Source organism: Citrobacter sp. C6_1 (genome assembly GCF_014596835.2).
In the GTDB taxonomy this organism is placed as follows: Bacteria; Pseudomonadota; Gammaproteobacteria; order Enterobacterales; family Enterobacteriaceae; genus Citrobacter; species Citrobacter pasteurii.
On record NZ_CP115031.1, the window covers coordinates 2,055,765 to 2,068,749 of the forward strand.

The window sequence follows — 12,985 nt, forward strand, 5'->3', positions numbered from 1 at the left end:
AACGTTAATAACTGACACGTATGTTACACCTATTTCCCGATGCTAGGATAATGCCGAAAAAGGAAGGAAGGGCTGAAAATCAATGCTGAAGACGTTATGGTTTAAGATAAGTATGCCGCTGTGGCTAATTGATGTAAGAAACCACTAACGATTTGAGCCGTAATATTTATTTATCTCTCGCAGTATTCTCACTCTTGCCGTTTGCAGGCGGTACTGCCAGCGCGCAATCGTCTTTTATTCACCAGGCGGAAAATCCTTTCGATAACAACAATGATGGCTTGCCAGACCTCGGTATGGCGCCAGAATCCCGCGCGGGCGAAAAACAGTTTGCTGAAGTGGTCAAAGCCTTTGGTGAAGCCAGCATGGTCGATAACGGACTTGATACTGGCGAGCAAGCAAAACAGTTTGCATTTGGTCAGGTGCGTGACACGGTCAGTGAGCAGGTGAATCAACAGCTTGAATCCTGGCTTTCTCCGTGGGGGAATGCCAGCGTTGGGCTGCAGGTGGATAAAGAAGGCAGCTTTACCGGCAGTCGGGGAAGCTGGTTTATTCCGTGGCAGGATAATCAACGCTTTCTGACCTGGAGTCAGTTGGGGCTTACGCAACGTGACGAAGGGCTGGTGAGTAATGCGGGGATTGGACAACGCTTCATACGCGATGGTTGGTTGCTGGGCTACAACACCTTTTACGATAACCTGCTGGATGAAAATCTGCCGCGTGGCGGGTTTGGCGCCGAGGCGTGGGGAGAGTATCTGCGGCTATCCGCCAACTACTACCAGCCGTTTTCCTCGTGGCAGAATCGTTCTTCAACACAGGAACAAAGGATGGCGCGGGGCTACGATCTTACTGCGTTGATGCGGTTACCTTTTTACGAGCATCTCAATACCAGCGTCAGCGTCGAGCAATATTTTGGCGATCGGGTAGACCTTTTCCACTCGGGAACGGGCTACCGCAACCCGGTGGCGGTAAACCTGGGACTGAGCTATACGCCAGTACCGCTGATTACGGTGACCGCGCAGCATAAACAGGGCGAAAGCGGGATAAGCCAAAATAATCTGGGATTGACCCTCAATTATCGTTTTGGCGTTGCGCTAAAAAAACAGTTAATGGTGAGTGAAGTCGCAAACAGCCGATCGCTGGGCGGGAGTCGTTATGACGATCCTCAGCGTAACAGCGTGCCAACGCTTGAGTATCGCCAGCGTAAAACCTTATCTGTATTTTTGACAACACCGCCGTGGGATCTGAAACCCGGCGAGACGGTAGCGTTGAAATTACAGGTGCGTAGTCAGTATGGCATCCGTCATCTGACATGGCAAGGAGACACGAAAGCATTGAGTTTAACGGCCGGGAGCCATCCTCGCAGTGCGCAGGGCTGGACGATTATTATGCCGAAGTGGGATAGCAGTGAAGGAGCAACCAACCGTTGGCGGCTGTCCGTCGTCGTGGAAGACGAGCAGGGCCAGCGTGTCTCTTCCAATGAGATCACGCTATCACTGGCCGAACCGTTTAATGCCGTTTCAGGAAATGATCCTCGTTAATACTCGCGTTATCAGAAGATGCGTTCCTGGTGCACCCATACCGCGGCTTCAACGCGTGATTTAAGCTTCATTTTCTTCAGCATATGCTTCACATGCACTTTTACCGTGCTTTCGGTGATGTCGAGGCGGCGAGCAATCATCTTGTTAGGCAGACCCTGGGCGATGAGCTTAAGAATATCGCGTTCACGTGGCGTCAACTGAGTTACATCACGATCGGAGGTCGCACGGTTAGCGCGCAGGCTGGCGGCCAGAACCGGGGTTAAGGTTTCGCTCAGCACCATTTCACCGGCGGCAGCCTGTTGCAACGCCTTCAGTAGATCTTCTGGCTCCATGTCTTTCAACAGATAGCCGTCAGCACCGCGTTTCAGGGCGGTCACTACGTCTTCTTCATGATTGGAAACACTGAAAACGACAATGCGTCCGGACAGAGATTTCTCTCGTAGCTTATCAAGCGTTTCCAGACCGTTCATACCCGGCATGTTGAGATCTAACAGGATCAGATCGGGATCAAGGGATTCAGCCAGCTCGATACCCTGCTCGCCATTACTGGCTTCGCCGACCACGGTGATATCGGACGCCATGCTGACAAGCTGTTTTACACCGGTGCGCAGCATCGGATGATCGTCGATCAACAGGATGGTTGCCGGTTCCAGATTACTCATGGGTATCTCCTTGGACTTCTGTGAAGTTTGTTTCGGGAATAAAAGTGACAGCAACTTCAGTACCGCCCGTCTCGCGACGGCGTACACGGCAGTCGCCGCGCAAGCTCTGCGCACGGTCGCGCATTATAATCATGCCGTAGTGGTTACTGCGTTCGGCGTTTTCCGGTACGCCGCAGCCGTTATCTTGAACTGTCAGTTTGACCTGTTTGCCATTTTGCACCACCGTCACGATGACTTCATTGGCCTGAGAGTGTTTAAGCGCATTACTCAGGGCCTCACGGGCAATCTGCAGCAGGTGGATCGCCTGATGTGAAGGGACCAGGCGCGGCGGCAACTGATAATCCAGCTTCACCGTAAAACCAAAGCGAGCGCTGTATTCCTGGCAACTGGCTTCCAGCGCAGGCCGCAACCCAGGCTCAGTCAACTGCAAACGGAAGGTCGTCAATAATTCACGTAGCTGTGCCCAGGAGGCGTTCAGCTCGTTACGAATCTGACTTAGCAACTCACGGCTGTTTTCCGGGAGCGCGTCGCCCTGCATCTGCAAACAACTGACCTGCATCTTCATACAGGAGAGCGATTGTGCAATAGAATCATGGAGTTCGCGAGCAATGGTGGCACGCTCTTCCATCACGATCAACTGCTGCTGACGTTCCTGGTGTCTGTCCAGCGCCAGTGTTGCGGTGAGTTGTTCAACCAGAGTATCGACCAGTTGCTGCTGATCGTGACTGAGATGACGCCCGTACGGCAAGGTGGCGAGCAGAATACCGTACTGGGTATGCGCATCGGTCAGCCGCCATTTCAGCGTAGTGCCACCTTCAATGGCGGGCAGTGTGCCTCGTGGGCACAGATGACAACCTTTTTCATCGCAACTGGTATTCGACTGGCAGGTAAATTCCTGATGATTATCTTCATCTTCCAGGTCATAAACCCGCAACTCAATATCGTGCAGCAGCGTTAAATTTTGCAACCCGTTGAGTACCGGTGAAAGCCGCTCACACAACGGTATCTGTGAGTGCAGACGGCGGTTGGCTTGCCACAGGAAAGAGAGGATCTGGTTTTTATGTTCCAGACCCGCGGTTTTTTCCTGCACCCGCTGTTCCAGTACGGCGTAACTTTCGGCCAATTCTTCGGACATATTGTTCAGCGCCGAACCCAGTGCCGCCATCTCATTACGTCCGCTGATATGCGCACGTTGCGTAAAATCACGCTGGCTGACGGCGCGCGCCATCGCCAGCAGTTGTTTCCACGGCTGCAGCAGGCGTACGCGCAGCCAGATGATTGTGAATACCAGCAGCAGTGCCATAAATATGGCCATCAGGCGATGCAGCAGGACGACGCGTTCGATACGTAATTCGGTAGTATGATCAAAGGCGGTAACCAGTTTATCCAGTCCGGTCACAAAGCGTGAAACGTCGTCGGCGACCGCATCACCCGTTTGGGCATGTTTAAGCCCAGGTGCCAGTTCGGTGTGCCAGTAATCCTGCAATGCCTTTAACTGGGTCTGCTGGCCGTCGCGCTGTGCAGCACGAGTCAGTTCAGGGCTAAACGCTGTTTGTTCCATTTCATCCAGCAGCGGTTGATCGCTGGCGTCCAGCGGTACGGCAGCCAGCAAACGGTAGCTCTGCATACGTAGCGAGCCGGCTTTATTGATCGCGTGAGCGCTACCCTGAATGCCTTGTACCAGCCAGCCGGAGACAGCCATACCCGCCACGCCAAGCGCGGTAGACAGTAAAACAATCAGCGCCACCTGGTTGACCAGCGTAAGCGGGGAAAGACAACGTTTAAACATGTGACTTCTTCCTTCGGGTTTTCAGAGAGCAGAAAACCTTATTGAATGACGATTCTGCTGCAGGCAGTGCCGCTATTCTCAGCGATACACTGGAGTATACCCATACCTCAAACGGGCTACCCCTTAATTGCCGACAGGGGGAGAGATCCCGGACGTCGGGGAGTAGGGTGCGACAGAAGCGTGAAAAACCACATCTTTTTTACCGAAGTTATGTACTCATTTAGGGTAATGATAAATTTTAGGCGTTAATAATGACACCTTTTCCTTTGATTTATATCAACTTACCCCCCGCTGTAAACCCTAATGTTGCAGGCATCGAAACAAGTATCAGAGGTGTCTATGAGTCACTCATCTGCCCCGGAAAGGGCATCTGGATCTGTAATCACAGAATGGCGGCCGGAAGATCCCGCCTTCTGGGAACAGCGTGGTCAACGAGTTGCCAGCCGTAACCTGTGGATTTCAGTCCCTTGCTTGCTGCTGGCGTTTTGCGTATGGATGTTATTTAGCGCGGTGGCGGTGAACTTACCGAAAGTGGGATTCAATTTTACCACTGAGCAGCTGTTTATGCTGACGGCATTGCCTTCAGTTTCCGGCGCACTGCTGCGCGTACCGTACTCCTTTATGGTTCCTCTGTTCGGTGGTCGCCGCTGGACGGCATTCAGCACAGGTATCCTGATAATCCCCTGCGTGTGGTTAGGCTTTGCTGTGCAGGATACCACCACGCCGTTCAGTACCTTCATTATTATCTCCCTGCTGTGCGGCTTTGCCGGTGCAAACTTTGCTTCCAGCATGGCAAACATCAGCTTCTTCTTTCCTAAGCAGAAGCAGGGTGGTGCGTTGGGGCTGAACGGTGGTCTGGGCAATATGGGCGTCAGCGTGATGCAGTTGGTTGCGCCGCTGGTGGTCTCACTGTCCATCTTCGCCGCTTTTGGCAGCCACGGCGTTGAACAACCGGACGGCACGCAGCTGTATCTGGCCAATGCCGCCTGGATTTGGGTACCGTTCCTCGCAATTTTCACGCTGGCCGCATGGTTCGGTATGAACGAACTGGCAACGTCGAAAGCGTCGTTAAAAGAGCAATTGCCGGTGCTGAAACGCGGGCATCTGTGGATAATGAGCCTGCTGTATCTGGCAACCTTCGGCTCTTTCATCGGCTTCTCCGCAGGTTTCGCGATGCTGTCAAAAACGCAGTTCCCGGAAGTGCAGATCCTGCATTACGCCTTCTTTGGCCCGCTGATTGGTGCACTGGCGCGTTCTGCCGGGGGAGCAATCTCCGACCGTCTGGGCGGGACGCGTGTGACATTGGTTAACTTCGTGTTGATGGCAGTCTTCAGTGCCTTGCTGTTCCTGACCCTGCCAACCGATGGGGTAGGTGGTAACTTTATTGCCTTCTTCGCGGTATTCCTGGCGCTGTTCCTGACGGCCGGTCTGGGTAGTGGTTCAACCTTCCAGATGATCTCTGTCATCTTCCGTAAACTGACAATGGACAGGGTGAAAGCGGAAGGCGGCTCTGAAGAGAAAGCGATGCGTGAAGCAGCGACTGACACGGCAGCGGCGCTGGGCTTTATCTCTGCGATTGGCGCGATTGGCGGCTTCTTTATTCCGAAAGCGTTTGGTACATCTCTGGCATTAACCGGTTCTCCGGTCGGTGCGATGAAAGTATTTCTGATCTTCTATGTCGCCTGTGTGGTCATCACCTGGGTGGTATACGGACGTCATTCTAAAAAGTAAAAAAGAGGTATACACAAAATCATTCTAACTGCATCAAGGCGGCAAGTGAGAAATCCCCAGGAGCTTACTGAAGTAAGTGACTGGGGAGAACGAGCGCAGCCAACGCAGAAGCAGTTTGAAGGATGAAGTGTAGGTTGATTATCCATTGCGCGGCGTTATACCGCGCTTTTTTTTGCTTGTAATTAGTTACAACATACTTTTGTGTTATGACACAACAACTGCCTGTGAGAACAGTGCTCTCACTATGCCAGGCAGGGGGGATACCCCTTAATACCCACTTGTAAAGAATTTAACATTTGCACGAGAAGTTGTTTTTAAAATCCATTTATAAATCAATTAATTATATTAAATATCAATATCCTACTTAAGGGGTATGCGAAAATTAACCACCTATTTTCATCCCTGTCTGCCTTGATCGTTATCAATTATCACGCCCTTTCAGAGCGTTACCTTCACTCCCAATCAAGCAATGTCGATTTATCAGAGAGCCGTCAGGCTCCTACAGGAGAGAACCGATGAGTAAATTCCTGGACCGGTTTCGCTACTTCAAACAGAAGGGCGAAACCTTTGCCGATGGGCACGGCCAGCTTCTCAATACCAACAGGGACTGGGAGGATGGATACCGCCAGCGTTGGCAGCATGACAAAGTCGTGCGTTCAACCCACGGCGTAAACTGCACCGGCTCATGCAGCTGGAAAATCTACGTGAAAAATGGTCTGGTAACCTGGGAAACCCAGCAAACTGACTACCCGCGTACTCGTCCTGATCTGCCAAACCACGAACCTCGCGGCTGCCCGCGTGGCGCGAGCTATTCCTGGTATCTCTACAGCGCAAACCGCCTCAAATATCCGCTGATGCGTAAACGTCTGATGAAGATGTGGCGTGAAGCGAAAAGACTGCACAGCGATCCCGTTGACGCCTGGGCCTCCATCATCGAAGACGCCGATAAAGCAAAAAGCTTCAAACAAGCGCGTGGTCGTGGCGGGTTTGTCCGTTCGTCCTGGCAGGAAGTAAACGAACTGATTGCGGCATCTAACGTCTATACCGTGAAAACCTATGGCCCTGACCGCGTCGCTGGCTTCTCGCCGATCCCGGCAATGTCGATGGTTTCTTATGCTTCCGGTGCTCGTTACTTGTCACTGATTGGCGGTACCTGCCTGAGCTTCTACGACTGGTACTGCGATCTGCCGCCTGCCTCTCCGCAGACCTGGGGCGAGCAGACTGACGTACCGGAATCTGCTGACTGGTACAACTCCAGCTATATCATCGCCTGGGGTTCTAACGTACCGCAGACCCGTACCCCGGATGCGCACTTCTTCACAGAAGTTCGCTACAAAGGCACCAAAACTGTCGCGATTACGCCGGATTACGCAGAAATCGCCAAGCTTTGCGACCTGTGGCTGGCACCGAAGCAGGGGACTGATGCCGCAATGGCGCTGGCGATGGGCCACGTTATGCTGCGTGAGTTCCATCTCGACAACCCAAGCCAGTACTTTACCGATTACGTGCGCCGTTACACCGACATGCCAATGTTGGTCGTGCTTGAAGAGCGTGACGGTTACTATGCCGCCGGTCGTATGCTGCGTGCGGCGGATTTGGTCGATTCTCTGGGTCAGGAAAACAACCCGGAATGGAAAACTGTCGCGATTAACAGCAACGGTGAGATGGTTGCGCCGAACGGTTCAATCGGTTTCCGCTGGGGTGAAAAAGGTAAATGGAACCTGGAGCAGCGCGACGGCACATCCGGTAATGAAACCGAACTGCAGCTCAGCCTGCTGGGTAGCCAGGATGACATCGCGGAAGTCGGTTTCCCGTACTTCGGTGGCGAAGGAACTGAACACTTCAATAAAGTCGAACTGGAAAACGTTCTGCTGCATAAGTTGCCGGTGAAACGCCTGCAGTTGGCGGACGGTTCTACCGCGCTGGTGACCACCGTTTATGACCTGACCATGGCTAACTACGGCCTGGAACGTGGTTTGAACGATGAAAACTGCGCGACCAGCTACGATGACGTAAAAGCGTATACCCCTGCGTGGGCAGAAAAAATCACCGGTGTTTCACGTTCTCAAATCGTGCGTATTGCCCGTGAATTTGCCGATAACGCCGATAAAACCCACGGACGTTCGATGATCATCGTCGGTGCGGGTCTGAACCACTGGTATCACCTCGATATGAACTATCGCGGCCTGATCAACATGCTGATTTTCTGCGGCTGTGTTGGTCAGAGCGGCGGCGGCTGGGCACACTATGTGGGCCAGGAAAAACTGCGTCCTCAGACCGGCTGGCAGCCCCTGGCGTTTGCCCTCGACTGGCAGCGTCCGGCTCGTCACATGAACAGCACCTCCTACTTCTATAACCACTCCAGCCAATGGCGCTATGAGACGGTCACCGCGCAGGAACTGCTGTCTCCGCTGGCGGATAAATCCCGCTACAGCGGTCATTTGATTGACTTCAACGTGCGCGCCGAGCGTATGGGCTGGTTGCCGTCTGCACCGCAGTTGGGTACTAACCCGCTGTACATTGCGCGTGAGGCGGAAAAAGCAGGGATGACACCCGTCGATTACACCGTTAAATCTCTGAAAGAAGGTTCTATTCGCTTTGCGGCAGAACAACCAGAAAACGGTAAAAACCATCCACGTAACCTGTTTATCTGGCGCTCTAATCTGCTGGGCTCATCCGGTAAAGGTCATGAATACATGCTGAAGTATCTGCTGGGTACTGAGCACGGTATCCAGGGGCTGGATCTGGGGAAACAGGGCGGCGTGAAACCGGAAGAAGTGGAATGGCAGGATAATGGTCTCGACGGCAAGCTGGATCTGGTGGTAACGCTGGACTTCCGTCTGTCGAGCACCTGTCTGTATTCCGACATCGTGCTGCCAACGGCTACCTGGTATGAAAAAGACGACATGAATACCTCGGATATGCATCCGTTTATTCATCCGCTGTCTGCTGCTGTTGACCCAGCCTGGGAATCGAAAAGCGACTGGGAAATCTACAAAGCCATCGCCAGGAAATTCTCTGAAGTCTGTGTCGGTCACCTTGGCAAAGAAACTGATGTGGTGACGCTGCCTATCCAACACGACTCCGCCGCTGAACTGGCGCAACCGCTGGATGTGAAAGACTGGAAAAAAGGCGAATGCGACCTGATTCCGGGCAAAACAGCACCGCACATCATGACCGTTGAGCGTGATTACCCGGCAACTTACGAGCGCTTCACCTCTATCGGTCCGTTGATGGATAAAGTCGGTAACGGTGGTAAAGGGATTGCCTGGAATACCCAGAGCGAAATGGATCTGCTGCGTAAGCTCAATTACACCAAGGCAGAAGGTCCGGCGAAAGGCCAACCTTGTCTTAATACAGCAATTGATGCCGCAGAGATGATCCTGACCCTGGCACCGGAAACGAATGGTCAGGTTGCCGTCAAAGCCTGGGCTGCGCTGAGTGAATTTACCGGTCGTGACCATACGCATCTGGCACTGAACAAAGAAGACGAGAAGATTCGCTTCCGTGATATTCAGGCGCAACCGCGCAAAATCATCTCCAGCCCGACCTGGTCAGGCCTGGAAGATGAACACGTTTCTTATAACGCCGGTTACACCAACGTTCATGAGCTAATCCCATGGCGCACGCTGTCTGGTCGCCAGCAGTTGTATCAGGATCACCAGTGGATGCGTGACTTCGGCGAAAGCCTGCTGGTCTATCGTCCGCCAATCGACACTCGTTCGGTGAAAGAGGTGATGGGCGAGAAATCCAATGGCAACCCTGAAAAAGCACTCAACTTCCTGACGCCGCACCAGAAGTGGGGTATCCACTCTACCTACAGTGACAACCTGCTGATGCTGACGTTAGGTCGCGGCGGTCCGATTGTGTGGATGAGTGAAGCCGATGCGAAAGATTTGGGTATCGAAGATAACGACTGGATCGAAGTTTTCAACAGTAACGGTGCCTTAACTGCCCGTGCCGTTGTCAGCCAACGTGTGCCGGCCGGGATGACCATGATGTACCACGCGCAGGAACGTATTGTGAACCTACCAGGTTCAGAAATTACCCAGCAGCGTGGCGGGATCCATAACTCGGTAACGCGTATTACGCCGAAACCGACCCACATGATCGGCGGCTATGCACATCTGGCCTACGGCTTTAACTACTACGGTACCGTAGGCTCGAACCGTGATGAGTTCGTGGTGGTACGTAAGATGAAGAACATTGACTGGTTGGATGGTGAAGGCAATGACCAGGTACAGGAGAGCGTAAAATGAAAATTCGTTCACAAGTCGGCATGGTGCTGAATCTCGATAAATGCATCGGTTGCCACACCTGTTCAGTAACCTGCAAAAACGTCTGGACCAGCCGTGAAGGTGCCGAATATGCCTGGTTCAATAACGTTGAAACGAAGCCAGGTACGGGGTTCCCGACTGACTGGGAAAACCAGGAAAAATGGAAGGGCGGTTGGATCCGTAAAATCAACGGCAAGCTGGTGCCGCGCATGGGTAACAAAGCGCTGCTGCTGGGTAAAATCTTTGCTAACCCGCATCTGCCGGGCATTGATGATTACTACGAGCCGTTTGATTTCGACTACCAGACGCTGCACAACGCGCCTGCTGATAGCAAGGCGCAGCCGATCGCCCGTCCGCGCTCGCTGATTACCGGTCAGCGTATGGACAAAATCACCAAAGGTCCGAACTGGGAAGATGACCTGGGCGGCGAGTTTGAGAAGCTGGCGAAAGACCAGAACTTCGAAAATGTGCAGAAGGCGATGTACGGTCAGTTTGAAAACACCTTCATGATGTATCTGCCCCGTCTGTGCGAGCACTGTCTGAACCCGGCGTGCGTGGCGACCTGCCCAAGCGGCGCCATCTACAAACGTGAAGAAGATGGCATCGTGCTGATTGACCAGGACAAGTGCCGCGGCTGGCGTATGTGCATCACCGGTTGTCCGTACAAGAAGATCTACTTCAACTGGAAGAGCGGTAAATCTGAGAAGTGCATTTTCTGCTATCCGCGTATCGAAGCCGGTCAGCCGACCGTGTGCTCCGAAACCTGCGTGGGTCGTATCCGTTACCTCGGCGTACTGCTGTATGACGCGGATGCGATTGAAAGCGCGGCAAGCACCGAGCATGAGAAAGATCTGTACCAGCGTCAACTGGACGTGTTCCTCGATCCGAACGATCCGGCTGTTATTGAACAGGCGCTGAAAGATGGTATTCCGCTGAGCGTTATCGATGCCGCACAGCAGTCTCCGGTTTATAAAATGGCGATGGACTGGAAGTTGGCGCTGCCGCTGCATCCGGAATACCGCACATTGCCGATGGTTTGGTATGTGCCACCTTTATCTCCGATTCAGTCTGCCGCTGACGCGGGTGAACTGGGTAGCAACGGTATTCTGCCGGACGTGGACAGCCTGCGTATCCCGGTTCAATACCTGGCGAACCTGCTGACTGCGGGTGATACCCAGCCGGTACTGCGGGCGTTGAAACGTATGCTGGCGATGCGTCACTACAAACGCGCAGAAACCGTAGACGGTAAAGTTGATACCCGCGCGCTGGAAGAGGTCGGGCTGACCGAAGCTCAGGCGCAAGAGATGTATCGTTATCTGGCGATCGCGAACTACGAAGATCGTTTTGTGATCCCGAGCAGCCATCGCGAACTGGCGCGTGAAGCATTCCCGGAGAAGAGTGGTTGTGGTTTCACCTTCGGTGATGGTTGCCACGGTTCTGATACTAAATTCAATCTGTTCAACAGTCGCCGCATCGATGCTGTCGATGTGACCAGCAAAACGGAGCCGCACCAATGATTGAACTCGTCATTGTTTCGCGTCTGCTCGAGTACCCGGATTCTGCCTTGTGGCAGCATCAGCAGGAACTTTTCGATGCACTCGCGTCATCTGAAAACCTAGACAAAGAGGATGCCCAGACGCTGGGCGTTTTCCTGCGCGATTTAACTGCACAGGACATGCTGGATGCGCAGGCAAGCTATAGCGAACTGTTCGACCGCGGTCGTGCGACTTCGCTACTGCTGTTTGAACATGTTCACGGTGAATCCCGCGATCGCGGTCAGGCGATGGTTGACCTGATGGCCCAGTATGAGCAGCACGGACTACAACTCGATAGCCGCGAATTGCCAGATCACTTGCCGCTGTATCTGGAGTACCTCGCACAGTTGCCAAAAAGCGAAGCGTTAGGTGGCTTGCAGGATATCGCCCCGATTCTGGCGCTGCTCAGTGCGCGTCTGCAACAGCGCGAAAGCCGTTACGCGGTGCTGTTTGATCTGCTGTTAAAACTGGCGAATACCGTTATCGACAGCGATAAAGTGGCAGAAAAGATTGCGGATGAAGCGCGTGACGACACGCCGCAGGCACTGGATGCTGTTTGGGAAGAAGAGCAGGTGAAATTCTTTGCCGACCAGGGGTGCGGTGAATCTGAAATTTCTGCTCACCAACGTCGTTTTGCCGGAGCCGTTGCGCCGCAGTACCTGAACATCACCACCGGAGGACAGCAATAATGCACTTCCTGAATACGTTCTTCTTTGACATCTATCCGTATATTGCGGGTTCTGTCTTTCTGATTGGCAGTTGGTTACGTTACGACTACGGTCAGTACACCTGGCGTGCGGCTTCCAGCCAGATGCTGGATCGCAAAGGGATGAACCTTGCGTCAAACCTGTTTCACATTGGGATCCTCGGCATCTTCGCGGGTCATTTCCTGGGGATGCTGACGCCGCACTGGATGTATGAAGCGTGGCTGCCGCTCGAAGTGAAGCAGAAGATGGCGATGTTTGCGGGCGGGGCGTCCGGCGTGATGTGCCTGGTGGGGGGCGTACTGCTGCTGAAACGTCGTCTGTTCAGTCCACGCGTACGTGCAACGACCACGGGAGCCGACATTCTGGTGCTGTCCATTCTGGTTATCCAGTGTGCGCTGGGTCTGCTGACTATTCCATTCTCCGCCCAGCATATGGACGGTAGCGAGATGATGAAGCTGGTGAACTGGGCACAGTCCGTGGTGACCTTCCACGGCGGCGCGTCTCAGTATCTGGACGGTGTGGCGTTTATTTTCCGTATGCACCTGGTGCTCGGTATGACGTTGTTCCTGCTGTTCCCGTTCTCGCGTCTGGTGCATATCTGGAGCGTGCCAGTTGAGTATCTGACACGTAAATATCAGATTGTTCGTGCGCGTCACTAATTTCGCGTTGTAACGCACCAAACCCCGCTACGGCGGGGTTTTTTGTATTGTGCACGCCGGATGGGGGCGTAACCGCCTTATCAGGCC

Annotated in this window: 8 protein-coding genes; 6 read left to right on the forward strand and 2 right to left on the reverse strand. The window is 53.4% G+C overall.

The features are described from left to right. The first annotated feature begins 152 nt into the window (after nt 1-152). Nucleotides 153-1,538 carry a YchO/YchP family invasin gene (locus IB196_RS10055; protein ID WP_188231663.1) on the forward strand — a complete coding sequence of 462 codons (1,386 nt, stop codon included), beginning with the start codon at nt 153-155 and terminating at the stop codon, nt 1,536-1,538. 11 nt (nt 1,539-1,549) lie between these two features. On the opposite strand, the gene narL is transcribed toward IB196_RS10055, so the two are convergent. Beyond that, complete coding sequence (narL, locus tag IB196_RS10060) at nt 1,550-2,200, reverse strand: two-component system response regulator NarL (RefSeq protein WP_005126375.1); 651 nt, start codon at nt 2,198-2,200, stop codon at nt 1,550-1,552. After that, nucleotides 2,193-3,989, reverse strand: coding sequence for a nitrate/nitrite two-component system sensor histidine kinase NarX (gene narX / locus IB196_RS10065; protein WP_040233228.1), 1,797 nt, complete (start codon nt 3,987-3,989; stop codon nt 2,193-2,195). The genes narL and narX overlap by 8 nt, the downstream gene beginning before the upstream one ends. A 339-nt stretch (nt 3,990-4,328) precedes the next feature. On the opposite strand from narX, the gene IB196_RS10070 reads away from it, so the two are divergent. From IB196_RS10070 to narI, 5 genes are all read left to right on the forward strand, one after another. Continuing rightward, complete coding sequence (locus IB196_RS10070; protein WP_005126378.1) at nt 4,329-5,720, forward strand: NarK family nitrate/nitrite MFS transporter; 1,392 nt, start codon at nt 4,329-4,331, stop codon at nt 5,718-5,720. Nucleotides 5,721-6,235: 515 nt separating this feature from the next. Further along, nucleotides 6,236-9,979 (forward strand): nitrate reductase subunit alpha, encoded by a 3,744-nt coding sequence (locus IB196_RS10075; RefSeq protein ID WP_188231662.1) that lies wholly within the window; start codon nt 6,236-6,238, stop codon nt 9,977-9,979. Next, nucleotides 9,976-11,514: a nitrate reductase subunit beta gene (gene narH / locus IB196_RS10080; protein ID WP_040233224.1), complete on the forward strand. Its 1,539-nt coding sequence runs from the start codon at nt 9,976-9,978 to the stop codon at nt 11,512-11,514. The genes IB196_RS10075 and narH overlap by 4 nt, the downstream gene beginning before the upstream one ends. Continuing rightward, the gene (gene narJ / locus IB196_RS10085) at nt 11,511-12,221 is read left to right on the forward strand and encodes a nitrate reductase molybdenum cofactor assembly chaperone (RefSeq protein ID WP_005126387.1); all 711 of its coding nucleotides are present in this window, start codon (nt 11,511-11,513) and stop codon (nt 12,219-12,221) included. Before narH ends, narJ begins: the two co-directional genes overlap by 4 nt. Continuing rightward, nucleotides 12,221-12,898, forward strand: coding sequence for a respiratory nitrate reductase subunit gamma (gene narI, locus IB196_RS10090; protein WP_040233221.1), 678 nt, complete (start codon nt 12,221-12,223; stop codon nt 12,896-12,898). The genes narJ and narI overlap by 1 nt, the downstream gene beginning before the upstream one ends. The last annotated feature ends 87 nt before the right edge of the window (nt 12,899-12,985 follow it).